Consider the following 26,033-nt stretch of genomic DNA (forward strand, 5'->3'; position numbering starts at 1 on the left):
TTAGTTTTAAGACTATTAGGAAATTGCTTACATTAAGTTGAAACTTAAAAATTTGTATGATTTCTTAATTAAACTTAACTCCTTCAATATTCTTAATGGTTCAGAAACTTTTTATGATATTAAATTTAGTTTAAGAATCAATCAATTTTTATTCAATACAATTATTAATTTTAATCTCAATCAAAATGAAATCTAAAGTTATTGTCATGGCATTATTGTCTGTCTCTTTGATGGCGTGTGCCCAGGAAACCCCTAAAGTAAAGCATAAAAAATCAAATACAGCGGCAAAGTCTAATGTAAAATCAGTAAAATTTGCCAATGCAACAGACCCGATCTGCAACATGCCGACCGAAGCCGATATGAAAGATACGGCAGTCTATAAAAATAAAACGTACGGTTTTTGCAGTGCCTACTGTAAAGACGAATTCAAAAAGAATCCTGAAAAATATGTCAAGAAATAAAAAAAGGAACCAGCTCGAAAACAAAGATCATTGTTCCGATTGTAGTTATTGCCTTGCTCTTTTTAGGAATCGGCGTAGGCATGGGATACTTTAAAAAAAGTCTTTATACGGTAATGAAAGTTCCGGCTTTTGAGCTTACCGACCAGAATAATAAGAAGATCACCGATAAAGATATGCTGGGGAAAGTATATCTGGTGGAGTTTTTCTTTAGTAAGTGTCCGACAATCTGCCCAGTAATGAACCGGAATATGCGGGCTATCGAAGATGAGATCAGTAACCCGGACTTTGGAATTATCTCTATCAGCATTGATCCTGAAAATGATACTCCTGAATTGCTCAAGCATCATGCAGAAAGTATAGGCGCAAAATCTCCAAACTGGCATTTCCTGACGGGGAATAGAGATTATATCGGTAAGCTGGCAGATCAGTTTAATATTTATGTCGGCGATAAGGAGGATGAAAGTGAAAGCCTGAACCACAGCGGAATGATCGCCCTTGTGGATAAAGAAGGAAATATCCGTTGCCGGTACAATAAAGAAAATATGCCGATCCTGTATTATTCAGGGTTGAACTATGAAGATCCGGAAGGAAAAGTTCCGAAGCTGACAGGAAAATATCATCCTGACAGGGAAATCCTGATTGAAGATATTAAGAAATTGTTGAAGTAAAGAATGGAAGTTAGAAGCTGGAAGTTTGATGGTGTTTAGAATAACTTCCATTCTTCCGACCTCCATCTTCCAGCCCAAAAAATATTAACCATATATAAAAATAGGAAAGTATGAAAATTATGAAAATTGCTGCTTTGACAGCAGTATTTGCGGCCCAGTTTGCTATGGCACAATTTAAGCAGACGCCTCTGCCGTATGCCTACAATGCACTGGAAGGAAACATTGATGCACAGACGATGGAAATTCATTATTCAAAACATGCTGCAGCGTATGTAGCCAATCTGAATAAAGCGATTGCCGGAACACCACAGGAAAAACAAACCTTGTTTGAGATTTTGTCGAGCGCTTCAAAAATGAGTCCTGCAGTAAGAAACAATGCGGGAGGTCATTACAATCATGAGTTGTTCTGGACGGTGCTGACTCCTGAAAAAAATACCCAGCCTTCAGCAAAATTGACTAAAGCAATCAATGATGCTTTTGGCAGCATGGATGCTTTTAAACAAAAAATGAGCAAGGCGGGAGCAGACCGTTTTGGTTCAGGATGGGCATGGCTTTCGGTAGATAAGAATGGTAAGCTGTTCGTTTCTTCAACGCCTAATCAGGACAATCCTTTAATGGATGTTGTGGAAGAAAGAGGAACACCGATTTTCGGAATCGATGTTTGGGAACATGCTTATTATCTGAAATATCAGAACAAAAGAGCAGATTATTTAGCCGCTATCTGGAACGTGACCAACTGGAAGGAAATCAGCAGAAGATACGAAGAAGCTATCAGTAAAAAATAATCTGATTTCATGAATTATATTTGCAGCATATTCCTCACCTTATTTGTGGTATTCAGGCCTCTGGTACCATTGGCGGAGTATGCTGTAAATTATAATTATATATCTGAAGTTTTATGTATCAATAAAAATAATGTCGAGCTGCACTGTAACGGAAAATGTTATCTCCGGAAACAGCTTTCCAAGGTTAATGATACAGATTCTTCGCCTTTAAACAAAACAAAAAATTCAGGGCAGAAATTGCTTGATATCTACATTCTTCCTGATATAGCCGGAATCAATACCACAGAAAATACTTTCTTTTTACATTTCAATTTTCTCTTCAAATCAGAATATTCTTTTCTGTTTCTGAAACATATTTTCAGGCCACCTGTTTTAAGTTAATTTTCAAACCTTATTAATTGTAAAAGTTTACGCTTTTTATTGCTTGGTTGTCATTCTGTAAGAATCTCAGCAAAGTATTTAATGTCATTTCCAGCCTAAACTTTTCAGTCCTAATCGAATGAATGTACGGTCATTCGATCAACAATTCTATTTAAAAAACTTAACTTAAAAAATCAACAATGAAAATTTATAAATTTTTATCATTATTCTTTATTGTATGTACACTATTTACTCTTTCATCATGTAGCAGCAATGATGATGATGAGGTTCAGGATGCTACTCCGGGAAATCTTCAGATAAAGTTTGAAAACGGATTTAATAATCTTGGAGATATTGTGTTAAACCAAACAACGCAGACTTCTTCTAACGGACAAAAATATCAGTTTTCAACTTTAAAATATATCATCAGCAATATCACTTTAATTGATGAAAACGGAAATGAATTTAAATATCATAATAATGACCCTGACAAAGGAGCTTTCATCATCGATCAGGCGGAAGCTGTGGCAGGAATTAATTACGTCAACCTTACCGAAATTCCAAAGAATAATTATAAAAAAGATAAAATTAGGATTGGGCATCAGTCAGAACGCTTACCTTATCGGCCAGGAAGGGCAGGGGATATTCTGGCAAAAAGCAAAAACTTCCGGAATGGCCTGGTCGTGGGCGGCAGGATATGTTTTCACGAAACTCGAAGGAAAGTACGGAACTTCTGCACCGACCAACGAGTTTATGAATCACTGTGGAAATATGGGAAATACTTCTGCAAACAATACGCCTGATCTTTATCGCGAGATTACACTCGATCTGCCAACTACAGCGAGAGTGTCAAAAGAAATTACGCCTTCCATCCATATTTTGGCAGATCTTAATCAGTATCTGAGCGGGCAAACTGCTTTAACACTTGATAATACCAATGATATGGCGATGGGTTCCAGTCAGCATCTGGTCAATGTTACCAATAATATTTCAAAAATGTTTAAAGTAGATCATGTTCACAATGATTAATCCATTCATAAGATTCGGAAGAGGGCCGTTCAGCGCTCTTCTGGTTTTCTTTATTGTAAGTGTGTTCATGCTTTCATCGTGTTCTGACGATGTTATCGAACCTTTAGAAAAAAATGAAGCCTACCATCTTGATAAGCCTGCCGGTTTTCCTGATATCACATTTGACGTTACAGGAAATCCTATCACCGTAAACGGAATTGCTTTGGGCAAGAAGCTTTTTTATGAAGGTAAATTATCACGAAATAATACGATTTCATGCGGGTTCTGCCATATTCAGGAATATGCTTTTACACATCACGGCCATAATGTAAGCCACGGAATAGACGACAGACTTGGAATCCGGAATGCGCCGCCGATACAGAATATGGCTTTTCTGAAAAATTATACCTGGGACGGAGTAGGACATAATCTGGATGAAAGATCTTTGGTTCCCATTACAGCAGATTTTGAAATGGACAGCTCCCTTCCCGAAGTGGTTGGAAAACTTAATGCTGACAGCAATTACAAAAAATTGTTTAAGGCAGCATTCGGAGATGAAAATATTAGGGGAGACCGAGTTTTAAAGGCGATTTCCCAGTTTATGGCTACGCTGGTTTCAGCAGATTCTAAGTACGACCGTATGAAAAAAGGAACGGCTGTTTTTACCAGTGAAGAAAATCAGGGAATGAATTTGTTTCAGAATAAATGTGCTTCCTGCCATTCGGGAGATTTATTTACCGATGAAAGTTACCGGAATACCGGGATGTATTACAACAGCCAGTTTGATGATAGAGGAAGATACAGAGTGACGTTAGACTGGAATGACAATATGAAATTCCGTGTGCCAAGTCTCAGAAATGTAGAATATACTGCGCCTTACATGCATGACGGAAGATTTTATACCCTGGATGCCGTCTTGAATTTTTATTCAGACAATGTGGAGAATCAGTCAAATCTTGATCCTCTTTTGAAGCAGAACGGACATCTGGGCATCCCCATTAATACACAGGAGAAACAATATATTATCGCATTTTTGAAAACCTTAAGTGATCAAAATTTCATTGCCAACCCAAAATTTGCCGAGTAAGCCATGATGAAAAAAATATTTTTATTAATGAACCTGATGTGTTTTTATATAAATCAGGCCAAAACGAACAATGACAGTCTCTACGTCCCCCGCAGTTTCACCAAAGTTATTTTTTATGACGATTGTGATGCCTGTGGTTGTGCTGCCGGAAACGGTTCTTCCGGATTTGAATCTTTACTGAATCCACAATTTATCGGGATTAAATATTTTGCACAGCATTATAAGGCTAAAGAAAATCTGTTTGTTAATAATCTTACGCAGGATCAGTATTTCAATACCATCCAGCTTTGGGGAAAAATTCCACTGACTGAGAAGATAAGTGTTTATGCCAGTATGCCTTTCCATTTTCATGAAAAGAAAACATTACAGGGAGATGTAAAAATGCAGGGTGTTGGGGATGTAAACCTGATGGGAATTTACCGGCTGATCAACTCAAAAGAGAATATTCATCAGCTGAACGGCGGGTTTGGAGTGAAAATTCCGCTGGGTAAGTTTGATGAAAAAGGAGTGTCGGGAGTTAACCCGAGCTTTCAGTTGGGAACGGGAAGCTGGGATTATCAGCTGGCTTTAAATTATAAATTCCAAAAAAATAAAATTGCCGTTTTACTGAATACGGATTATACCATAAAAACCGAAAACAAAAAGCATTACCGTTTCGGAAACCAGTGGAATTATTCTGCGACCGGATTTTACAGGATTGTTGGCAATGATACATTTATTGTATCCGGGAAGGCTGGTTTGCAGGGCGAAGTCTATGATACCAATCGACAGTTTAGTGAGATTTTGCCCAATACTTCAGGAAGTGCTCTGTACGGGAAATTGGGATTTGAAATATCTTACCGGAAAATAAGTCTGGGAAGTGAAGTAATGCTTCCTGCATATTCCAATTTAGCCGGGAGCGATATTGAGGCGAGATCTCGTTTCAGTGTTTTTGTGAACTTTGGAATTTAAACTTTATTAATTTTAAAAAGAAAGTATATCTCTTTTAACATCCGTTTTTTTTGGCTTTCACAATTATCAAAAGTGGAAGCCTTTTTATTTAAGCTATAAAAATGAAATATATCTAAGATTGCTATGAATTTAAAACAACTCAATGATCTTAAATTTTCACAGTTTCATCAATTATTTTAGCTTTAAAGAGGTAATAGTTACTGACGCATCATGAAGGGAAAGTCGAATTTGCAGATAAGCAGTGAGGAGTAGGGAGAATACAACGAAAAAAGAGACTCATGTAAATGAATCTCTCTAAGTAGCCCGTAGGGGAATCGAACCCCTCTTACCAGAATGAAAATCTGAGGTCCTAACCGATAGACGAACGGGCCAGCTATCTTCCACTGTTTCCTGTGTGTTAGTTTTTGTTTTTATAAGTTTCAACTCTTATTAATAATCATCAGGTTAGATCATGATTATTTTGTAGCCCGTAGGGGAATCGAACCCCTCTTACCAGAATGAAAATCTGAGGTCCTAACCGATAGACGAACGGGCCAACTATACTTATTAAGCTAGTTTATTAACGTGCTTAGTTAATTTGCTTTTTAAGTTAGCTGCTTTGTTTTTGTGGATAATATTTTTCTTAGCTAATTTATCCAACAAAGAGATAACTTTTGGCAATTGTTCTGCAGCAGCAGCTTTGTCTTCTTCATTTCTTAACACCTTCATTGCTGTTCTAGCAGTCTTGTGGTAGTATCTGTTGCGAAGTCTTCTTACTTCGTTTTGTCTAATTCTCTTTAATGCTGATTTATGATTTGCCATATCGTTCAAATGTGAGTGCAAAAGTATAAACTTTTTTTTATCTGCCAAATTAATTTTTAAAAAAATTAATTTTCTTCTGATAAATATTTTCGGAGTTTATGAATTGCCTGTTCTATTTTAATATTCTCTTCTTCTCTTTCTAATTTTTTGATGGTACTCGTAAGCATTACCATCGCGTTGTTCCATTCTCCAGTGGTATTGGTGAAGGTAAGTCCGTCAATTATTACTTCAAAATCGACCCTTTCTCCTGTCCTGTAAAGTCTGAAACTTATTTCATCATCACTGCCCGTAATCCCGCCTTCATTGATTTTTAAATCGTAACTTTTTGGGTTAGAGTGGATTTTTTTAAAAAGCAATTTCGCTTCTTGTATTTTTAAATCCGGCATGATATATATTTGTGGCTTTATCAAGAATAACCATTCTCTGCTAAAGCGGTGCAAAGATAATATTTTTTTCTTTTAAACAAAATATGCTGCTGATTTTTGAATGTGCTTTTGTTAAGATATTAGTAATTTTCCTGTAATTGTACAGTTTGCTTGTTATAACGATGACCTTGTACTAATAGTCTTAGATCTGGTACAACCAATATTCAATGAATTCTTTCAATTGGAAATAGCTTATTTGATTGTGATTTTATATTCTGTAAATATTATGAGAATTTTTCTTTTAAATAAACAGAAAATAATAATTTAGAATGAGTATAAATTTATTCAACAAATAGAGAGATATTGGTTTAATTCTTATTATTGTGATAAAATTATGTGTTATGAAAAAAATAAACAAGAGTAAAATTAAGCTGGTTTTAACAGGCTTTGAGAAAATCTCAGAATCACAAGAGAAAAAAATATTGGGAGGGTTTTCTAATGTAATTTCAGATCCTACTACTGGCATTGATGATGGTACTACAAATAATTGCCAAGGAGGCAATTGTAGAGCAGGATGTGGCCAAGGGCAAAACTTAAACTGTGTTCAATGTGGGAAATAAATACCTTTTTAAAAGGTCTCAAAATTTACTTATCTAAAAATATTCAGGTTTTAGAGAGATAATATTCAGGTATTTCCATTAAGTTAAATCTCAACTGTATCTGATTTATAACGAGAAAATACTTCTTATTTTATAGTTTTAGACATTTTAAAGCTTATAAATAATCTTTATTAATAATTAAAATAAATCTTTTTATGAAAAAAGTAATCAAAAGTAAAACCAAGTTGGTTTTAACAGGTTTTGAAAAAATTTCAGAATCGCAGGAAAAAAAATTATTGGGAGGTTTTTCCAATGCTATTCTAGGTCCGACTACAGGAATTGATGATGGTACTGGCACTACAAATAACTGCCAGGGAGGTAACTGTAGAGATGGATGTGGACAAGGGCAAAATGTAAACTGTATTCAAGGTTGTGGTGGATAAAAGTGTTAGAAATATTATTCTAAAAGTATCTTATAGGTATTTTATGGATAATCACAATATAAACCTTAACTAGATCTTGACTTATAATAAATAGATAAACACAATAAAACAATAAGATCTACTAGTTGTGAAATGTCCGAAAGTATGCTGTGGACTCATATAAACTTGTATTCAAGTTCTTTATTTATTAACAAAAAAATACAAGAGACTGTATCAAAAGTATTCTTTTTCGAACCCCTAAATTTTAAGAGATATTTACTTTTGGTACAGCCTTTTTTTAAACACTAACTATGAAATATAGCCAATTTAATTCTATTGTATATATAGATGATGAGTATTATCTATATAATTCATTTAATCAAAAATTTTTAGTAATAGATCCTATACTTAAGGATTTACTTGAAGCTTCAAAAAACGAAAATATAGAAGATTTGGAAGAAATCCATCCAACCTTTTATCATTATTTAATTGCAGAGGAATTTATCATACCTCTTGAAATTGACGAAATTGAGAAAGTAAAAAAAATTGCAAAAGCTGTTGATGAAAATCAATCTAACTTTTTACTTACAATTAATCCAACGATGAATTGTAACTTCAAATGCTGGTATTGTTACGAAACACATGTGAAAACCTCTAAGTTTTCTCAAAGTATGATTGAAAAAGTGGGGAAATTTATTGAAAAAACAGCAATGAAACCTGCGATGAGCTACTTTCAATTAGCTTTTTTTGGAGGAGAGCCGCTGCTTTATTTTAAGAAAGACGTAGTTCCTGTCATTATAAAGCTTCAGGAAGAATGCGTCAAAAACTCTGTAGACTATTCCGTTAGTTTTACGACAAATGGATATCTGATAGATGATTATTTTATTGATTTCTTCAAATCACGTAAAATAACTCCTTCGTTTCAAATTACACTGGATGGCTATAGGGAAAAGCATGATGAGGTAAGATTTGTAAGTGCAAAGAAGGGCTCTTATCATGAAATAGTCAAAAATATAAAGCGACTTATAAATAATTCCTTTTTTGTAAGACTTAGGGTGAATTATACTTCCGAAAATATTACTGATACTTATAAAATATCCGAAGAATTTAATGATATTCCGGCTGATATCAAGCAAAAATATTTGTTGATGGATTTCCATAGAGTTTGGCAGGATTCACAGAATGATAACATCAATGAAATTGTGGATGAAAATACAGACAGGATCAAAGAAAATGGAATTCAGGTTAAGCACATGACTCCAGATAATGTACGGAATTCGTGCTATGCAGATAAGAGAAATAGTGCTGTTATTAATTATAACGGAGACTTATTCAAATGTACAGCCAGAGATTTTACTACTGCTAAGAGAGCTGGATATATCGATGATGATGGGGATTTGATATGGGAAGACAATTATCTTGAACGAAGAATGAATACTAAATTTAAAAATAAACCATGTTTGTCTTGTCGATTACTTCCTATTTGCAATGGTGGCTGTTCTCAGCACGCTATGGAAGCAGAAGAGAAGCAAACGGAATACTGTGTTTATTATGGCGACGATCAATTAAAGGATGAAGTTGTAGTGTCTAAAATTAAGGAAGTAGTTGAAGCTTTAGTTTTAAATGAAGTTTAAATTTATTAATCAACTTGAAAGCAATGACTGTGGACCGGCTTGCTTATCAATGGTCCTTAACTCTTATGGGCTAAATATTCCGGTAAAGAAATTAAAAGAAATTTGCGGAATAACAAGAATGGGAGTTTCAGTGAAGGATATTCTATATGGTGGTGAAAAATTAGGTTTTGAATCCCATGGTTTAAAGCTTACTCTAGATCAGCTTGAAGAAATACCCTTACCTGCTATTTTATTTTGGAAGCAGGATCATTATGTTGTTTTATATAATATCATTACTAAGAAAGGTGAAAAAAAATATTATATCGCCGATCCTGGTTATGGTAAGATTAAAATTGAAGAAGACTTAATAATAAGAGAATGGCTGGGAAATGAGGCAAAAGGTGTTTGTCTTATTTTTCAACCTAAAGATGATTTTGAGCTCATTAATGAAAATGTTAATTTTAAGGAACCTCACGGTATTAGCCTTAGAAATAGTACCGTTATTAATCATTTAATCACTTTTGTTAAGAGATATAATTACAAGTATATATTTTCTACATTATTATTAATTGCAGGATTGGCTACCAACTGGTTCATTCCTATTATATTTAAAAAAATAATTGATGAAGGTATTATTGCAAAATCCCTTAATTTAGTTATTATCCTCTTATTGGCACAGTTTTTATTATTCATGGGAAATTTTGTGTCGCAGTTTTTAAGTGATTTTATATTAACAAAATTAAACTTTAATCTATCCATATCTCTTAAAGAAAAGTTCCTTAATAAACTGATAAAACTACCTGTAAACTATTTCGATACTAGGCTTAATACTGACACATTATTGAGATTAGGGGATTTATCGAAGCTACAAACATTTTTTACATGGAAAGGAATAAGCTTTTTTATTAATATTCTTAATTTGATTGTTTTTAGTGCTATATTATTGACTTTAAATACAATAGTATTTTTAATATTTGTTGTGCTGAGTACTTTATCCGTAATATGGATTTCCTTTTTTCTTAAAAAAAGAGCAGCATTAGAATATTCATTGTTTATAAAGCAATCTGACAATAGTAATAATTTATATGAATTTATAATGAATATGCCCGAAATAAAAGTAAATCAAGCGCATAATACCATTATATCAAAAATTCTAAGGTTGCAGCGAAGCCTAAATGAATTAGAGCTGAAGTCTTTATATCTGAATACATATCAGCTATCTGGAGCAAATTTTCTTTTAAAATTTAAAGAAATAACTATAATTGCTGTTTGTGCATATTTTATAATAAATTCACAGATGACAGTAGGGACATTACTAAGTATTTCCTTTATCATAGGCCAACTAAGTGGTCCGATTATAAACTTGATAAATAATATTAAAGATGCACAGGATGCTCTGATATCACAAAACAGGATTGAGGATGTCTTTACAATAAAGAATGAGGCTTATCAGGAAAACTCTAAAAGTATTGCATATATAGAAGATATAAGATTAGATAAAGTATCCTTTAAATATCCTGGAAGTTTTAATCCGTTTGTGATTAATAATTTATCTTTTACAATACCCAAGAATAAGATTACTGCAATTGTTGGGACGAGTGGGAGTGGTAAAACAACATTGATGAAGCTGCTGATGAAATACTATTTTCCAAACTCCGGAGATTTATTTTTGGGAGAATATAGCTTTTCTGAATTAAACCCTGATGATTGGAGGAAGAAATGTGGAGTGGTACTTCAGAACGGACATGTTTTCTCAGGAACAATCAAATACAACATTGCTCTTTGTGAGAATGATGCTATAGATATAGAGAGACTTGAAAATGCAATCAGAGTGGCATGTTTAGATCATTTTATTGAAACTTTACCCCTAGGGTCGGAGACAAAAATAGGTAACGTTGGAATGCAATTGAGTGGTGGGCAAAGCCAAAGGGTTTTAATAGCAAGGGCGGTATATAAAAATCCTGAGTTTTTATTTTTTGACGAAGCTACTAGTTCATTAGATGCCAATACAGAAAAACAAATTTTAAATAATTTAAAAGATTTCTTCGTTGGTAGAACTGTAATAGTTGTAGCCCATCGTTTAAGTACCGTTAAAAATGCAGATCAGATTATTGTTATGGAAAGAGGGGAAATAACTGAAAAGGGGTCTCATGAAGAATTAATTAAAATAAGAGATAAATATTATTCATTAGTAAAAAACCAGTTGGAATTAGGAAATTAATTTCTTATTTCAACTTAAAAACGCCAAATCTAATCGTATTATCTATTCAATATGAAAAAAATTGTTAATTTATTTATTTTCCTGATTGGAAATATATTTATTTCGCAAATATATGCGAAGTGTCCTACGAATGATATATCAATTAATATAGCAGGAATTGTTTTTGATTCAAAAACCCTTCTTCCTTTACAGGATGTTAATATTTATGATGAAAAAGGAGAGCATATTGCTAAAACAGATACAAAAGGCTATTTCAAAGGTAAATTAAAAGGTGACAGATCAAATAATAGTTTAAAGTTTAAAATCAGGCTAGAGAAAAAAGGATACTTAAAATTTACCCAAACGGAAAATTGGGCAGATAGCCAAAAAGAGCAAATTAATATTAACTATTATTTTGGAATGACAAAAACCAATGAGCCTTCTGAGGCAGAATCTTTTTCACAATTTTTTTTAAGTAGAGATAATTCATTTGAGGCTATCTCTAATGGCTTAAATAAAGTCTTAGAAAAAATAAAATTCAGAAATACAATTAATAATCTAAGAAAAGAAAACCAAAATAGTTTTTTTGAGCTTGACCACTCTTATTATATAATTAGTGATACAGGTTGGCTAAAATTAGATTCTCCCCAAACTTCAATTATCGTTGATTCTAAAAAAATCATATCTAAAGATATCAATTCATATTTAAAACGGAGCGAAATAAGAGATATTATTCATACGGAAAACGGGGAGATAAGAATTGTAACCTACAAAGGTGGAAAATAATTGCTAAATCATATAAGATAGAAATAATGAAAATTAGAAATCTCTGTTCCTTGCAGGAATCTTAAGAATTTAATTTATATTCATTTTTAATAATTATTACTAACAAATTTAAAAAATCTTACTTATGAAAAAAAACGTCAAAAGTAAAACCAAGTTGGTTTTGAAGGGTTTTGAAAAAATTTCAGAATCACAGGAGAAAAAATTATTGGGAGGTTTTTCCAATATTATTTCGGGGCCTACCACGGGCATTGATGATGGTGTCGCAAATAATTGCCAAGGAGGTAACTGTGCTATTAACTGTAGCATACATCAGAATCTTAATTGTCAATCAGCGTGTGGTTAATTAAATCATGAAAAGCCTTAATAATAAAAGAAACTGTGTAAATATTGATCGTTTGAAATATCTAATAATTTCTACCACGATTGAAAAAGATAAAACTATTGATAAACTTGTCGGTGGTTTTAGCCAATCTTTGTCAAAAGGAATTGAAGATACTATTTCTGATGGGCAATCTAATAATTGTGATGGAGTAAATTGTCGTAAATATTGCGCTGGCGATATATATTCATAATTCTCCAATCATTTTCAAATAACATATCGCTTAACCTGAAATTAAAAAAATGAAAAACTTTAAGAATAAAAATGCTAGTTTAAAGATTGATCGTTTAACACATCTGATAGCCTCTGCAAAAATTGAAAAAGATAGATCTATTGATAAGCTTATCGGTGGTTTTAGCCAATCTATATCGATCGGAATTGATGATACTATTTCCGATGGACAGACTAACAATTGTAACGGAGCAAATTGCCATAAACAGTGTGGCTTTTATCCTCCGGATACTCCGGTAGGGCCAAATACGGTTTGTCTTTTCTAATAAAATAGATTAAAAGTCTTATGAATATAAAGAATCCGCCTTATAATAGTAAGACGGATTCTTTTTTGTTATTACTATAATAAATTCTAGAGAAAATCAATATCCCGAAAGTACTAAAAAGACTATCAGAAAGTTATTGCAGGTGCAGGATTATTGTATAATTTCCTGTTGATCTCATTCTTTTTACCCTTAGCAAAATCATACCCAATCCCCAAGATAAACATATTTTTGTTATTGTAAATATTGGTGACCCCCGAATAGTTTACCAAACTTTCATCAAGTGTTTTAGTCTTATATCTTGATGGCATCCCCAGCCAGTACATTCCGGTAGTAAATGTCCAGTCTTTGAGTTTATAATTTATGAAAATATGATTTTGATTTTCATTAGTATTTAAAAATGCACCACTTAAGGTATAAACCGGAATGTTAAACATATAGGTTAGGCTCAGATTTTTATATTCGGAAGAAATCGTAAAATTGTTTCCGAAATAATTGTTTTTAAGCAACGCCCCCGAATTTGCCTTTACGCGTTGCATCGTTGGATAAATATTCGCCTTAATAACCAATAATCTATTTCCGAAAGGTTTAACTGATCCTGTTAGCTGAATTCCGGTACGTGAGCTATATTTTGTATTTTCATAGGTTAATGCATATTGAGTATTGTTATTGTACAAAACATATATACTGTTAATTGCATTATCTATGTAATTATAGAAAATATTAGCATTAAAATCAAAAAACTTATTATTATAAGAATAGTTTAAATTATTGTTCCAGGCTTTTTGTATGGTAAGATAGGGATTTCCTGTAGATACAATATTGGGAACTACCTGATTAATATTCGGACTTAATGCTGTGCTTCCGGGGCTATAAGGAGTATAGCTGCTTGTCAATCGTAAACTATGATTCTTTTTAAGTTCATATCCTAAAATAATTTTAGGAGTAATTGTCCAGTCATCATCATTAGCTGTAGCAGTTTTATTATTAATATTAGTTACACCTAAACCTAAACGATACATCAGTTTTTTACTTTTACCCGCAAATTCGGAGTATAAATATTGGGTCAGGTAATTGACGGAAAAATCAAAATTCCCGGCTAAATTTTCTAAAGTATTATTGACACTATTGTTATCAATTCGGTATCCTGTGCTTAATTTTCCTGCTTTAAAATCATGTGTATAGGCAACCTCTCCAACAATGCTTTTCTGTTTTGCGTCTAAATTCATATCGTTATCGAAAACAATATTACCAGAGCCGATTACCCATTCTTTACCCACCTCAAAACTTTTACTCGTATAAGCAGATCCTACAATATTAAAACTTATTTCATCTTTCTTACTCAGTTTCTTAGAAAAATAAAGATCAAGCGTAGGCGGATTATACTTTTTTCCACTGTATTGTGAAGTCCCATGCTGTTCTGTAGTATTGTCTTTTGTAAAAATACTTTCTCCATTTCCTTTAGAGAAATCATTATAGATGTTCATTGAAAATTTTGCCTGAAATACATAATTATCCGACAAAGAATTGGTATATCTTAAGGCAACATCTTGATAGGTGTAGCCAAAATGATCTTTTTTATTTTCGTTGGTATTATAATGCGAGTTCTGTAAAGTATAATCATAAATTCTATTTACGATCCTGTTATCATAATCTCTTAAATTAATGGAATACTCAAGCCCTAGATTATTTCTTCCATTGGTATAGTTGGCGTAGGCTTGCCCGTTTACAAAACCAGTTGTCAATGCTGTACTTACGGAGGTTCCGGCAGCAAAACCCACTTCAGGATTTTTAGTGATAATATTAACTACTGTATCTGCCCTGTTTGCCCATCGTGTAGGAGGATTGTCATAATACTCTACTCTTACTACATTTGCTGGACGAATACCTCTTGCCTGCAATTCTGTTGATTCAACACCATTGATTAAAAGTAAAAATTTACCTCCCTTAATACTGGAAATACTGCTGGAAATAGGGTCAAATTGAAGTTCTGGTAATGTTTGCAATAAATCATTGGCATATCTGGCTTTCTTTAATGCCTCCTCATCAAAACTGTAGACGGCTTTGTCTACAAATTGTTTTTTTCGTTGCGCTTTTATAAGAACTTCCTGGATATCTTTTACATTTTGGACTGAATCTTGAACCGTTGAACTCTTAATCTCCTGAGCAAAATTAAAGCTACTAGTCAACAAAAGAGCTAAAATTATCTGTTTTCTCATTATTTACTTATTGGGAGCAAATTTAAAATTAATAGGAAGTTTCCCAAAATAAATATCACTTTATTTTGAAAAAAAAGTGCAAATATCTGTGCGTATTTTTTTTATTTGATTAAAAAAAATCCCTGAACCTTGTATTGATCAGGGATTGAGGTGTAGTTTAGTAGCCTATAGGGGAATCGAACCCCTGTTGCAAGAATGAAAATCTTGAGTCCTGACCACTAGACGAATAGGCCAAATTTTGAGGTTGCAAAAGTAATCATTAACTTTTTAACTTCAAAATTATATTACATTATTTAAAGACTTTCTGAATCACGGTATTCTTAATGCCTTTAGCTTCAAGATCTTTCTGAAGTTTTACCGCATCTTCGAGCGTAAATACCTTTCCGTATGTGTAGTAGAAGACCCCGTTTTCTTTATTTCTTTCCACATTTTTCAGAGTCTGAAGAATGAATGAATTTCCATTCAGTTTGTCTCCTGTATAAACTTCAATAGTATAATAGCCCGTACTAAGTTTCTGATTTGGCATAAATCCTACGGCATACGCATTCCTGAATCCCGCATCTTTGGCAGTTTTAATATTAATATCTCTTACGGAAGCCAGGTTCGTTACTCCATAATAATATTTGTATTGGCCGTTTTCTTTAAGAGGTAAAATATAGTTAAGACCTTTTAATGCAGGGTCGCCGTCATTATATTTTGTCGGAGAACTAAGCAGAAGTATTCTGAAATCATTTTTCAAGGCAACTTCCGCAGGTTTTTCTGGTTCCGGTTTTCTGGTAGATGCCATATATCCTGATTTACGGTCGATCGCTTTTTTATAATCAATAACTGCTTTGTATATACTTTCTGCGATTTCGTCCTGTCCTTTCTCCGAAGCCAGATAATGGCTCTCTTCAGGGTGATTGATGAATCCGGTCTCAATAAGTACCGATGGCATGGCATTCATACGGAGTACGTGAAGGTTTTTCTGCCACACGCCTCTGGATGTTCTTTTATCTTTATTTACAAAATTTTCTTCAACCAAACCTCCCAATAGAAGACTCGATTCGAGGTATTTACTTTGCTGAAGCTTCAGCGCAATAAGAGATTCCGGGGAGCTGGCATCGTACGAGCCGAAGGTTTGCTTATCTTTTTCATCTAAAAAGATCACGTCGTTTTCCCTTTTTGCAACTTCCAGATTGGTGTCATTTTGATCAGGCCCCTGTACAAAAGTTTCAGTTCCGTAAGCTGTCGGTTTTTTAGAAGAGTTGCAGTGAATGGAAATAAAAAGGTCTGCCTTGCTTCTGTTGGCCAGATTTGTTCTGTCTGACAGAGAAGGGTATTCATCTATTTTTCGGGTATAAATTACTTTGAAGTCTTTATTTTTTTCGAGCATTGCCCCTACTTTTAAGGTAATGGCAAGAGTGATATCTTTTTCAGCAATTCTTCCTATGTCTGCATAGGATCTGTTAGCCCCATGATCATTTCCTCCGTGTCCTGCATCCAAAACAATGGTGAATTTCTTTTGCGAAAAAATAAAGTTGATCGACAGAATAAGGAGAAATGATAAAATTATTTTAAAATTTACTTTGTGCATCCTACAGTTTTAAAAATTATATTAATTTTGAGCCTTAATTGTATATTCATAAATATAATAAATAAATTGGCCAAAACCGTCTCCAAAAATATATTACAAATTTTAATTATCCTAATTTTTAACAGTTTTTTAGCACAGCAAGCTCCTGAAAAACTGAATAAAAATACGGCTAATGATACTATTCCTAAACAAGATACGATCGTTCTGAAAAAAGAACCTCTCGAAAGTGTTCTTCAGACGAAGGCAGACTATAATCGCAGAGATTTTCAGAAAAAAATGATTTATCTCAACAAAAACGCCCAGGTAAAATATCAGGATGTTCAGATTGATGCAGATTATATCTCCATAGATGAGTCTAAAAGTCTTATGTACGCCCGCGGAAAACAAGATTCTTCCGGTAAGTATATAGAACCTGCTGTTATTACACAGGCCGGGAAAAAGTTTGAGACCGATGAATTTCAGTACAATACAAAGACCAAGAAAGCTATTGCTTTCAATGCCAGAACCGAAGAGAATGAAGGCGTAATTGTCGCTGAAAAAACAAAAAAGTATAATGATTCCGTTTTTGCGATGAGACGTGCCAATTATACAACGGATGATTATTTTATAAAAAAGAAAGATACTGCTGCGGATTATCATTTGCGTGCTTCTAATATTAAATTGGTTAAAACCAAAAATAAATCCTCCATTATCTCAGGGCCTATTCAGATGTATATCGAGCAGGTTCCGACTCCGTTGATTATGCCTTTTGCCATTTTGCCCTTTTCGGATAAAAGGTCTGCGGGTATTCTTATTCCGAGTTTCGGAGAAAGACAGGATGTCGGTTTTTTCCTGAATGGGCTAGGCTACTATCAGCCGATCGGAGAACATTTTGACCTTAAAATTCTTTCAGATATCTATACCAAAGGAAGCTGGAACCTGCGCCCAGAAATGAATTACATGAAAAAATACCGCTATTCGGGGAACTTTTCTGCAGATATCGGAACGGCGGTGCGGGGTATCAAAGGTCTGGATGATTATGGAAAAACAAGCACTTACAGAATCGCATGGAGACATACGCAGGATACTAAAGCCAATCCGTTTCTGAATTTCTCGGCTTCTGTAGACATCGTAAGTACCAAGTTCTACAACAATACGCTGAACAATAATTATATCTTAAATCAAAACGTATTAAATACACAACAAAACTCTACGGTAACCATTACCAAAAGATTCCTGAAGCTGCCGGCGACGATTACAGCAACAGCTTCGTATTCTCAGAATTTTGCGACCGGATTATCAGATCTTCGACTGCCACAGATGAATGTTGCCATCAATCAGTTTTATCTTTTTAAATCTAAAACCGGAACAAGAACTGGTTTGCTGGAAAATATTACAGTGAATACAGGGCTTAACCTCACTAATTTCGTGCAAACGAACGAAGGAGAGCTTTTCACTGCTGCCATGTGGGATAAAATGCAGACTGGCTTGAAAAATAATATTGCTTTAGGAACCAATACAACGATTGCCAAATATTTTACGTTCAGCTTGGGAGCGAACGTTGATAATGCCCTGACTACAAAAACGGTGAATAAATTTTACGATCCGATTCAGAATGCAGTGGTCACGGAAACTAACAAAGGAATCGCGGGATACTCCACTTTTTCCACAACGGCAAGCCTTCAGACAACATTGTACGGAATGCTGAAATTTAAAAAAGGATCAGCTATTGAAGCTATCAGACATATGATGACGCCGAGTATCGGATTTACATACTCTCCTGATTTCGGGGGCTCAGGTTTCGGATATTATAAAAATTATTATGATGCAAGTGGAGCTTTAACGCCTTATTCTATATTTGATGGAGGAATTATCGGAAGCCCAAGCAGCGGAATGGTTGGCGCATTAGGATTCAATATCGGAAATAATATTGAAATGAAAGTAAAGTCTAAAAGTGATTCTACGGGAGTAAAGAAACTAAAGATTTTTGAATCATTAAACCTTTCCGGAAGCTACAATTTTGCTGCAAAAGATCATCCTTTTTCTATCATTACAATTAACGGGCAGTCTTCATTTTTCAATAATAAATTAAACGTCAATACGAGTTTGTCATTAGATCCTTATAAGATCGTTTATCTTCCCGGCCAGGATGCGGGAATCAGAACGGAAGATCTTGGAGGCTTCAGTATTCAGGGATTTAATGTTCAGCTTTCTTATCCTTTAAGTAGCGAAATTTTTGGTGAAAAAACGGATTTCGCAAAAAAATATAAGTCGAAAGGGGAGGTGAGAAATGAAAATTATTATTTTGACGATGACAATTATGCCCACTTTGATCAGGCGTGGACGTTAAATGTAAATGCCAATTATGCCTATACCAAAAGCTACGCTTCCAGAACTCCGACTAGGCTGGCTTCTGTCGGGCTGGATGGAAGTATAAAGCTTACCCCATACTGGAATATCAATGGAAGCACACATTACGATATGGTGACAAAACAACTGGCATACACCAGAATTGGTTTTTCAAGAGATCAGCGAAGTTTTACCATTAATTTTAACTGGGTACCTTTCGGCCAGTATAAGGTCTACGACTTCTTCATCGGAATCAAAGCGAATATTCTGAGTGATGCTTTAAAATATAAAGACAGAAGTTTTACACAACCGAATGCACCATTCTAGCATTAGATTTGATATTTGATTATAGAAATAGAATATAAATTTTATATTTGCACCCAAAATAAATTCTAATGAAAAAAATAATCAACACTGTAAATGCTCCTGCAGCGATCGGACCTTACTCACAAGCCAACATGGCCAACGGAGTTTTATATATCTCCGGCCAGATCCCTGTAGATCCTGCAACAGGCAAATTGGTGGAAGGAATTGAAAAGGAAACGCATCAGGTAATGAAAAACCTTGAAGCTATTCTTACAGAAGCAGGAATGACGTTCAGAAATGTTGTAAAAGCTACAATCTTTCTTAAAAATATGGATGATTTTGCGGTAATGAATGATATTTATGCTTCTTATCTGGATGCAGAAAGCTTTCCGGCTCGCGAAACAGTACAGGTTTCTTGCCTGCCGAAAAATGTGGATATCGAAATTTCTATGATTGCTCATCAGGATTAATGAATTTTATAAGAAATACAATTGCGCTTATCGTGGGATTGGGAATTGCCGGCCTCACCATTACTCTTGGAATAAGAGTATTTCCGCAATGGGTTACTTTCGATGCTTTTGCGCCGTTTGAGCACTGGCAGAGATTTCTTCAAAGTATGCAGAATAATGATGCATTCTTTGGGTTTCTTTTATTTATTTCCGGATTGGGAACCACGATAGGAGGTGTTGCAACAGCAATGATCGTTAAATACGCTAAAGTTGCCTATGCTATTCTTATCGGGTTTATAATGCTTTTTCTGGCCATGCTGGATGTTATTATTTTTCCTTATCATCCTACATTCTATAAAATATCGATTTTCCTTACTTTCTTTCCTTTCTCCTGGATAGGCGGTAAAATTGTCGAAATTATCTATGAGCGCCAAAAGAAAAAAAGAATCTCCGAAAAGGTGAATCAATCCTAATAAAAAAATCGCTGCAACTCTGCAGCGATTTTTTGTTGATATGGAACGTTTAAGTTGATTTCTCTTAAGGCATTTTGAATCCTCTGGTGTAGATCTGTCCATAATTATCCACAAATTTTACCGATACATTTCCTGAATATTTATCAAGGATTTTATCAACGTCTTTTTGTGAATTGACAGGCTTGCCATTAATTTCCATAATAATGTAGTCATCTACAATTCCAATCTTAGCAATCTCACCACCTTCTGCAACATTTTTAGCAGTGACCCCACTACTTAGACCATAGTTTGTTTTAATTCTATCGTTAAGCGGTTCAAATTCTGCCCCGATTTTTTCAGTTACACTAAGATCTGCCTTTGTTCTTGTTGATGTTCCTCCTTTTTGATCTTTAAGGGTAACGGTTGTTGTTGCTGATTTACCATTTCTCAGATAGGTCACTACTACTTTATCACCAGGACGTTTGCTTCCTATAGACATGGAAAGATCTGCAAAGTCTGTAATAGGTGTATTGTCTATATTTGTAATGATATCCCCTGTTTTTAAACCGGCATCTTCAGCACCACTTTTTTCACCGAACCCGGTAACTAAAATTCCTGAACCTGCTTTGATATTCGTTTTCTTTTGTTTATTATACGCTGCCACCAACTGGTCATCGGATAGATCTAAAGAAGTTACCCCAAGGAATCCTCTCTGTACAATACCGAATTTTTTGATATCTTCAACGATCTTTCTTGCCAGGTTAGCAGGAACTGCAAATCCATATCCCTGATAATATCCTGTTGTAGACTGGATTGCCGAGTTGATACCGATCAGGTCTCCGTTTGTATTCACAAGTGCGCCTCCTGAATTACCAGGATTGATCGCTGCATCTGTTTGAATGAAACTTTCAATAGGGTTTGCAGCTTTACCTTCATTTCTTAAAATTCCGATCCCTCTTCCTTTCGCAGAAATAATACCTGCTGTCACGGTAGAGTTCAGCCCGAGTGGATTTCCTACTGCAAGCACCCATTGTCCGACTTCAATATTGTCAGAATTAGCAAAATTCAGATAAGGAAGCCCTTTTTCTTCGATTTTTAATAATGAAATGTCTGTGTTAGGATCTGTGCCAATTAGCGTGGCGATATAAGATTTTTTATTGCTTAAAACGACTTCCAGTTTATTGGCGCCTGCTACAACGTGGTTGTTTGAAATAATGTAACCGTCAGGCGAAATAATAACTCCAGATCCCATTCCCGAAGGCATATTGTCCGGTGCCTGTTGCTGCTGTCGCTGCCTTTGTTGTCCTCTTCCTCCAAACGGATCTCCGAAGAAGAAATCAAAAAGATCCTGCTCCGAGGCACGGCTGGTTGTTCTGGACTGGTAATTTTTAATTGTAACAACGGCGGGAACAGTTGTTTTGGCTGCTTTCACAAAGTCATCACCTACTGCAGAAGAATTCATCCCTGCAAAATTGACATTAGCTGCTGATTTTGTAAAATAAGACTGGTCCGTACTATTGGCATCGTGGTTGAAATATTGTAATGTTCCAACGGTAGTAGCTCCTGACATCACTCCTACTACGGCAAATGGTAATAGTTTTTTTAAAGTACTCTTCATTGTATATCTTTCTTTGTTATTTATTTTAATTAATTTTTTCGTTTTTATTGTAAACAAATTTAATGCTAAATAGGTATGCACTTAGTATGTAATGTTTCATTTTTAACTAAAATTTAACAGGAATAGGAATACTTTATGCATTAAGTCGTAATTTGGTATCTTCATTAACATTTCTTAAAATATTATTAAAGACAAAATGTCATATTCATAAGATGAATTTTTATTTTTTAAGTTAAAAGGCTTTCATAGAGGTTGTGATTTTACCTGATAAATATACTCAATTGAAAATTGTTTATCTTTGCAAAAATTTTCTCAACAAGAAATGACAAAAAGCGGAAAAATAGAACTGATGTCTCCTGCAGGCGATTTTACATCCCTTCAGGCGGCTATAGATAATGGAGCAGACTCTGTGTACTTCGGAGTAGAGCAGCTGAATATGCGTGCAAGAGCAACGATGAACTTCACGATAGAAGACCTGCCGGAAATCTCCAGAAGATGCACGGAAAAAGGAGTAAGAACGTATCTTACGCTGAACACAATTATTTACGATCATGACCTTTCTATCATAAAAACTCTTCTTGATAAAGCAAAAGAAGCCAATCTTACTGCAGTAATTGCTATGGATCAGGCGGTTATAGCCTATGCGAGACAAATTGGCATGGAAGTGCACATTTCGACGCAAATCAATATCACGAATATTGAAACGGTGAAGTTTTATGCTCTTTTTGCAGATACCATGGTGATGAGTCGTGAATTAAGTATTTCCCAGATTAAAAAAATCTGTACCCAAATTGAAAAAGATCAGGTAAAAGGCCCATCGGGAAATCTTGTTGAAGTTGAAATTTTTGGACACGGCGCGCTTTGTATGGCTGTTTCAGGGAAGTGTTATTTAAGTCTTCACTCTGCTAATTCTTCTGCCAACAGAGGGGCTTGCAAGCAAAACTGCCGTAAGAAATATACAGTGATTGATCAGGAAACAGGTTTCGAGATCGAACTGGATAATGAATATATGATGTCACCAAAAGATCTTTGCACCATAGGATTTTTGGATGAAATTGTAGATGCCGGTGTTAAAGTTCTTAAAGTAGAAGGAAGAGGAAGAGCTCCTGAATACGTAGCGACGGTTACAAAATGCTATAGAGAAGCGATAGATTCTATTGCAGATGGTACTTTTTCTCAGGAAAAGGTTGCTGAATGGATGACCCAGCTGGAAACGGTTTATAACAGAGGCTTCTGGAGTGGGTATTACCTTGGTCAGGAATTGGGAGAATGGTCTTCAAATTCAGGTTCAAGTGCAACACAAAAGAAAGTTTATATCGGAAAAGGGAGACATTTTTACCCAAAATCCAATATCGCTGAATTTTTAATTGAAGCCTATGATCTTAATGTTGGTGACAGTGTTTTAATTCAGGGACCGACAACAGGTTCTCAGGAAATGGTGATTGAAACGATGATGGTAGATGAAAAAGGAGATTCTGAAAAAGCTACAAAATCAGACGTGATCACATTCCCTACAAAATTCCGTGTGAGGCCAAGTGACAAACTTTACAAAATTGTAAAAGAAGTTAATTAATGGTCATCGTTACGCTTCAGAGGGATAAATGTATAGGCTGTAATTATTGCGCAGAATTTGCTCCGGAATATTTCAGGATGTCTAAAAAAAGACGGAAAATCGGTATTGCTGAAAACCGTTGATAAAAAAGGTTTTTATACGCTGAAAACGACGAATCCCGAAGCTTTGGAACCTTGTGATAAAGCAGCGAAAGCTTGCCCGGTAAAAATTATTTCAGTAAAAATGATCTGATTACTATGCAAAAAGCTGAGCTTAGAAAAAAATATATGCAGAAAAGAAAAGCCTTGTCAGATGATGAGGCTTTCTTGTTATCCCAAAAGGTTTTTAAGAATTTCGTTGATTATTTTAAACCTGTATCTGGAGATAAAGTTCATATTTTCATCCCTGTTATTAAATTCAGGGAAATTGACACACACTTATTAATTGATTATTTTTTTAGCCGGAATATCAGGGTTTTTGTTCCGAAAATAGTGAATACGGAATTGATTTCCGTAGAGATTTTTAGTAATACAAAATTTGAGCTTAATCAATGGGATATTTCTGAGCCTGTTTCAAATGAAGATTCCGGAGTTTCCGATTTTGACTACATCATTACGCCGTTATTATATTGTGATAAGAATGGAAACAGGGTCGGTTATGGAAAAGGTTTTTACGATGGTTTTTTTGAAAATATTTCTAAGCAACCAAAGAAAATCGGAGTTAATTATTTTAACCCCGATGAAAATATCGATGATGTCTGGGAGAATGATATTCCGCTGGATTATCTGGTAACTCCTACAGATGTACTGTCTTTCTTTAATAAAGGATTGGAATAAAAATTTAGAAAGAAAAATTTGAATTCTTTTTTTGTATTAGGAGTAGAAACAAGAATGTATTGTGCGTTCTTCTCAAAAGTTCCCAACGATTTATTCTTATTGTCGAAATATTCAACATTAAACTTGGCAAAATCCAGTGTATCCTGATTCTGCAGGTCTTTATAAACTTCCAGATTATTTACTTTTACGGATTTTACCTTTAAGCTGTCAAGTTCATGAAACAGGTTCTTAAAAGTCAGGCTGTCAGGTTTATGAAAATAACTCTGCATCTGGGAATAGATAACCGTATCAATTTCCGTATTTCTGTTTCCGGATAGATAAAGTGTCGACAGATCAAGGAGTTCCTGAACCTTTTGTTTTGTGATGAAGTTGATTGCCTGTGCGCTGTCCATTTGCACGGCAGGATACGTTTTGGTATTATTGCTGTTTCTAAGCTTGTCCAGATCACTTATTTCTGTCTTTTTGTTGTTACAGGAAACAAATGCAAGAAGCAATAGGGTAAAAATTAAAAAGTTATTTATTCTTTTCATCTGTTGCAATTTTAAATTTGATGGAGATGATCTTTCCGTTGTTATCTTTTTTCATTTCTATTACACTTAGATTCTTCAATGAAGTGGTTGGAGTGGTAACCAGTGTAATGTATTTCTGTTTGTCGAGTCTTTCTATTCCGTAGATATTATTGTCATATATCTGATAAATGATGGCGTTGTTGCTGATAAGGCTTTCCAATTGGTTTCTCTTTCTTTTAAGCTCTTCAGGATCTCCATTCGCATCTTTAATCGAGAAATAATAGGCCGCCATTTTATAATCATCAGGCTTTAACTCTATAATTTCTTCATCCGGTGCATTTTCAAGGCTTCTGCTGATCTCCAGATATTCATAAAAAGGAGAGCTGATCTGCATTTTCAGGTTTTTGTCCTTTGTAGAATAATAAAAGCATTCTCCCGGTTTTATCTTATAAAGGATAGGAGACTCATTTTCCTTGATCACTTTTATTTCAAGAGTATTGACAACACCTAATCCCCGGTCTGCATCAGTAAAACAATATTTATATGTTTTTGAAAAAAGAACGTCTTTAAAACCTAAAAGACCTGTAAGAACAACCAAAACAGAAGTTATAATAGCCCAGACATTCTTTCTGATGAAATTTTTCTGCGGCTTCAGCTCTTTAAAGTTTGCTGTTGAAAATGATTCTTTATTTTGGTTAAATGTTTGATTTTCAGTAATTGATTTTTGTAAATCTGTATTTTCATCAGGTTTTTCGTCCTGTTTTTTAAGCGAATTTTCATTCGTAAGGAGATCCGGTGCTGCGGAAACTGTTTTTTCAATTTCCTCAATATCTTCAGCATTTAAATCTTCATCATCCCGCAATAGTTCTCCTGTAAAAAGATGTTGTTTTTTAAATTCATACCAAGAATCGTAACCTGCATAAATACTCAATAAATTGAGCATATCAATCCTTGGTAATTTAGTGACAGGTGAATTTTTAAAATAAGTGTAAAAAGATTTTTCGCTAATGTTCCCCTTAGCTTTTTTCCGAAGATCTTCCTGAAAATAGATGATGTCGATTCCCTTCCATTTAGATATATCATCATTGGAAGGGGTGTATTCTTTCAAGTATTGAGCCTGGACATCCTTTTTTAGCTGCTCAAAGTGTAATATATCTAAATCCGTCAATGTATTTTGAAATGATTAAATTATTGATTATCAGTTATATT

Annotated in this window: 27 protein-coding genes, 3 tRNA genes and 2 pseudogenes; 22 read left to right on the forward strand and 10 right to left on the reverse strand. The window is 34.4% G+C overall.

The annotated features are described in order from the left end of the window. Positions 1 to 185 precede the first annotated feature (185 nt). The 8 genes and pseudogenes from AAHI02_RS14775 (at position 186) to AAHI02_RS14810 (ending at position 5,320) form a co-directional block, all read left to right on the forward strand. Positions 186 to 461, forward strand: coding sequence for a YHS domain-containing protein (locus AAHI02_RS14775; protein WP_346983903.1), 276 nt, complete (start codon positions 186 to 188; stop codon positions 459 to 461). Positions 462 to 541: 80 nt separating this feature from the next. Then, complete coding sequence (locus tag AAHI02_RS14780; protein WP_346983904.1) at positions 542 to 1,129, forward strand: SCO family protein; 588 nt, start codon at positions 542 to 544, stop codon at positions 1,127 to 1,129. Between the two features lie 110 nt (positions 1,130 to 1,239). After that, positions 1,240 to 1,914 carry a superoxide dismutase gene (locus tag AAHI02_RS14785; RefSeq protein ID WP_346983905.1) on the forward strand — a complete coding sequence of 225 codons (675 nt, stop codon included), beginning with the start codon at positions 1,240 to 1,242 and terminating at the stop codon, positions 1,912 to 1,914. Positions 1,915 to 1,923: 9 nt separating this feature from the next. Next, positions 1,924 to 2,295 carry a hypothetical protein gene (locus tag AAHI02_RS14790; protein ID WP_346983906.1) on the forward strand — a complete coding sequence of 124 codons (372 nt, stop codon included), beginning with the start codon at positions 1,924 to 1,926 and terminating at the stop codon, positions 2,293 to 2,295. 179 nt (positions 2,296 to 2,474) lie between these two features. Continuing rightward, positions 2,475 to 2,786 (forward strand): annotated as a pseudogene (locus tag AAHI02_RS14795) (MbnP family protein); the annotation flags it as partial. Continuing rightward, a complete protein-coding gene (locus AAHI02_RS14800) occupies positions 2,755 to 3,303 on the forward strand; it encodes an MbnP family protein (protein WP_346983907.1) in 549 nt (182 codons plus the stop codon). The pseudogene AAHI02_RS14795 and the gene AAHI02_RS14800, both read left to right, overlap by 32 nt. After that, on the forward strand, positions 3,287 to 4,369 hold the full coding sequence (locus tag AAHI02_RS14805) for a cytochrome c peroxidase (RefSeq protein ID WP_346983908.1): 1,083 nt from the start codon (positions 3,287 to 3,289) through the stop codon (positions 4,367 to 4,369). The genes AAHI02_RS14800 and AAHI02_RS14805 overlap by 17 nt, the downstream gene beginning before the upstream one ends. Positions 4,370 to 4,372: 3 nt before the next feature. After that, positions 4,373 to 5,320 (forward strand): transporter, encoded by a 948-nt coding sequence (locus AAHI02_RS14810; protein WP_346983909.1) that lies wholly within the window; start codon positions 4,373 to 4,375, stop codon positions 5,318 to 5,320. A 299-nt stretch (positions 5,321 to 5,619) separates the two neighbouring features. Here the strand turns inward: AAHI02_RS14810 and AAHI02_RS14815 are convergent. From AAHI02_RS14815 to AAHI02_RS14830, 4 genes are all read right to left on the reverse strand, one after another. Continuing rightward, positions 5,620 to 5,691: transfer RNA gene (locus tag AAHI02_RS14815), tRNA-Glu, on the reverse strand. Between the two features lie 92 nt (positions 5,692 to 5,783). Continuing rightward, a tRNA-Glu gene (locus tag AAHI02_RS14820) sits at positions 5,784 to 5,855 on the reverse strand. Between the two features lie 11 nt (positions 5,856 to 5,866). Then, positions 5,867 to 6,121, reverse strand: a complete 255-nt coding sequence (gene rpsT / locus AAHI02_RS14825) for a 30S ribosomal protein S20 (protein WP_042721082.1) — start codon at positions 6,119 to 6,121, stop codon at positions 5,867 to 5,869. Between the two features lie 65 nt (positions 6,122 to 6,186). Further along, positions 6,187 to 6,507 carry a hypothetical protein gene (locus tag AAHI02_RS14830; protein WP_346983910.1) on the reverse strand — a complete coding sequence of 107 codons (321 nt, stop codon included), beginning with the start codon at positions 6,505 to 6,507 and terminating at the stop codon, positions 6,187 to 6,189. 380 nt (positions 6,508 to 6,887) lie between these two features. On the opposite strand from AAHI02_RS14830, the gene AAHI02_RS14835 reads away from it, so the two are divergent. From AAHI02_RS14835 to AAHI02_RS14870, 8 genes are all read left to right on the forward strand, one after another. Further along, positions 6,888 to 7,106, forward strand: a complete 219-nt coding sequence (locus AAHI02_RS14835; protein WP_346983911.1) for a hypothetical protein — start codon at positions 6,888 to 6,890, stop codon at positions 7,104 to 7,106. A gap of 194 nt (positions 7,107 to 7,300) precedes the next feature. After that, on the forward strand, positions 7,301 to 7,528 hold the full coding sequence (locus AAHI02_RS14840) for a hypothetical protein (protein WP_346983912.1): 228 nt from the start codon (positions 7,301 to 7,303) through the stop codon (positions 7,526 to 7,528). Positions 7,529 to 7,818: 290 nt separating this feature from the next. Continuing rightward, positions 7,819 to 9,141, forward strand: coding sequence for a radical SAM protein (locus AAHI02_RS14845; protein WP_346983913.1), 1,323 nt, complete (start codon positions 7,819 to 7,821; stop codon positions 9,139 to 9,141). Next, positions 9,131 to 11,341: a peptidase domain-containing ABC transporter gene (locus AAHI02_RS14850; RefSeq protein ID WP_346983914.1), complete on the forward strand. Its 2,211-nt coding sequence runs from the start codon at positions 9,131 to 9,133 to the stop codon at positions 11,339 to 11,341. Before AAHI02_RS14845 ends, AAHI02_RS14850 begins: the two co-directional genes overlap by 11 nt. 51 nt (positions 11,342 to 11,392) lie before the next feature. After that, the gene (locus AAHI02_RS14855; RefSeq protein WP_346983915.1) at positions 11,393 to 12,106 is read left to right on the forward strand and encodes a hypothetical protein; all 714 of its coding nucleotides are present in this window, start codon (positions 11,393 to 11,395) and stop codon (positions 12,104 to 12,106) included. A gap of 124 nt (positions 12,107 to 12,230) precedes the next feature. Then, entirely contained in the window at positions 12,231 to 12,449 is a 219-nt protein-coding gene (locus AAHI02_RS14860; protein ID WP_346983916.1) for a hypothetical protein, read from the forward strand. Positions 12,450 to 12,456: 7 nt separating this feature from the next. Beyond that, positions 12,457 to 12,678, forward strand: coding sequence for a hypothetical protein (locus tag AAHI02_RS14865; RefSeq protein WP_346983917.1), 222 nt, complete (start codon positions 12,457 to 12,459; stop codon positions 12,676 to 12,678). A gap of 49 nt (positions 12,679 to 12,727) precedes the next feature. Then, positions 12,728 to 12,982 carry a hypothetical protein gene (locus AAHI02_RS14870; protein ID WP_346983918.1) on the forward strand — a complete coding sequence of 85 codons (255 nt, stop codon included), beginning with the start codon at positions 12,728 to 12,730 and terminating at the stop codon, positions 12,980 to 12,982. Positions 12,983 to 13,107: 125 nt separating this feature from the next. On the opposite strand, the gene AAHI02_RS14875 is transcribed toward AAHI02_RS14870, so the two are convergent. The 3 genes from AAHI02_RS14875 to AAHI02_RS14885 all read right to left on the reverse strand — a co-directional run bounded on the left by AAHI02_RS14875 (position 13,108) and on the right by AAHI02_RS14885 (position 16,774). Beyond that, a complete protein-coding gene (locus AAHI02_RS14875; protein WP_346983919.1) occupies positions 13,108 to 15,198 on the reverse strand; it encodes a TonB-dependent receptor in 2,091 nt (696 codons plus the stop codon). A 161-nt stretch (positions 15,199 to 15,359) separates the two neighbouring features. After that, a tRNA-Glu gene (locus AAHI02_RS14880) sits at positions 15,360 to 15,431 on the reverse strand. A gap of 56 nt (positions 15,432 to 15,487) precedes the next feature. Then, entirely contained in the window at positions 15,488 to 16,774 is a 1,287-nt protein-coding gene (locus AAHI02_RS14885; protein ID WP_346983920.1) for an N-acetylmuramoyl-L-alanine amidase, read from the reverse strand. Positions 16,775 to 16,840: 66 nt separating this feature from the next. On the opposite strand from AAHI02_RS14885, the gene AAHI02_RS14890 reads away from it, so the two are divergent. The 3 genes from AAHI02_RS14890 (at position 16,841) to AAHI02_RS14900 (ending at position 20,330) form a co-directional block, all read left to right on the forward strand. Beyond that, positions 16,841 to 19,429, forward strand: a complete 2,589-nt coding sequence (locus tag AAHI02_RS14890; protein ID WP_346983921.1) for a putative LPS assembly protein LptD — start codon at positions 16,841 to 16,843, stop codon at positions 19,427 to 19,429. Positions 19,430 to 19,497: 68 nt separating this feature from the next. Beyond that, positions 19,498 to 19,878, forward strand: coding sequence for a RidA family protein (locus tag AAHI02_RS14895; protein WP_042723003.1), 381 nt, complete (start codon positions 19,498 to 19,500; stop codon positions 19,876 to 19,878). Further along, the gene (locus AAHI02_RS14900) at positions 19,878 to 20,330 is read left to right on the forward strand and encodes a hypothetical protein (RefSeq protein WP_346983922.1); all 453 of its coding nucleotides are present in this window, start codon (positions 19,878 to 19,880) and stop codon (positions 20,328 to 20,330) included. Before AAHI02_RS14895 ends, AAHI02_RS14900 begins: the two co-directional genes overlap by 1 nt. A gap of 64 nt (positions 20,331 to 20,394) precedes the next feature. Here AAHI02_RS14900 and AAHI02_RS14905 read toward each other — a convergent pair whose 3' ends face one another. After that, entirely contained in the window at positions 20,395 to 21,927 is a 1,533-nt protein-coding gene (locus AAHI02_RS14905; RefSeq protein ID WP_346983923.1) for a trypsin-like peptidase domain-containing protein, read from the reverse strand. Positions 21,928 to 22,249: 322 nt separating this feature from the next. Between AAHI02_RS14905 and AAHI02_RS14910 the strand changes: the two genes are divergently transcribed. From AAHI02_RS14910 to AAHI02_RS14920, 3 genes and pseudogenes are all read left to right on the forward strand, one after another. Further along, entirely contained in the window at positions 22,250 to 23,500 is a 1,251-nt protein-coding gene (locus AAHI02_RS14910; RefSeq protein ID WP_346983924.1) for a peptidase U32 family protein, read from the forward strand. Then, a pseudogene (locus AAHI02_RS14915) lies at positions 23,500 to 23,731 on the forward strand (ferredoxin). The gene AAHI02_RS14910 and the pseudogene AAHI02_RS14915 overlap by 1 nt, the downstream one beginning before the upstream one ends. Positions 23,732 to 23,766: 35 nt before the next feature. Next, the gene (locus AAHI02_RS14920; RefSeq protein WP_346983925.1) at positions 23,767 to 24,315 is read left to right on the forward strand and encodes a 5-formyltetrahydrofolate cyclo-ligase; all 549 of its coding nucleotides are present in this window, start codon (positions 23,767 to 23,769) and stop codon (positions 24,313 to 24,315) included. Here AAHI02_RS14920 and AAHI02_RS14925 read toward each other — a convergent pair. Next, positions 24,261 to 24,845, reverse strand: coding sequence for a hypothetical protein (locus AAHI02_RS14925; protein ID WP_346983926.1), 585 nt, complete (start codon positions 24,843 to 24,845; stop codon positions 24,261 to 24,263). The two genes, AAHI02_RS14920 and AAHI02_RS14925, sit on opposite strands and share 55 nt — an antisense overlap. Further along, the gene (locus AAHI02_RS14930) at positions 24,829 to 25,992 is read right to left on the reverse strand and encodes a hypothetical protein (protein ID WP_346983927.1); all 1,164 of its coding nucleotides are present in this window, start codon (positions 25,990 to 25,992) and stop codon (positions 24,829 to 24,831) included. The genes AAHI02_RS14925 and AAHI02_RS14930 overlap by 17 nt, the downstream gene beginning before the upstream one ends. Positions 25,993 to 26,033: the final 41 nt, after the last annotated feature.

The organism is Chryseobacterium sp. POE27 (assembly GCF_039727685.1).
GTDB lineage: Bacteria > Bacteroidota > Bacteroidia > Flavobacteriales > Weeksellaceae > Chryseobacterium.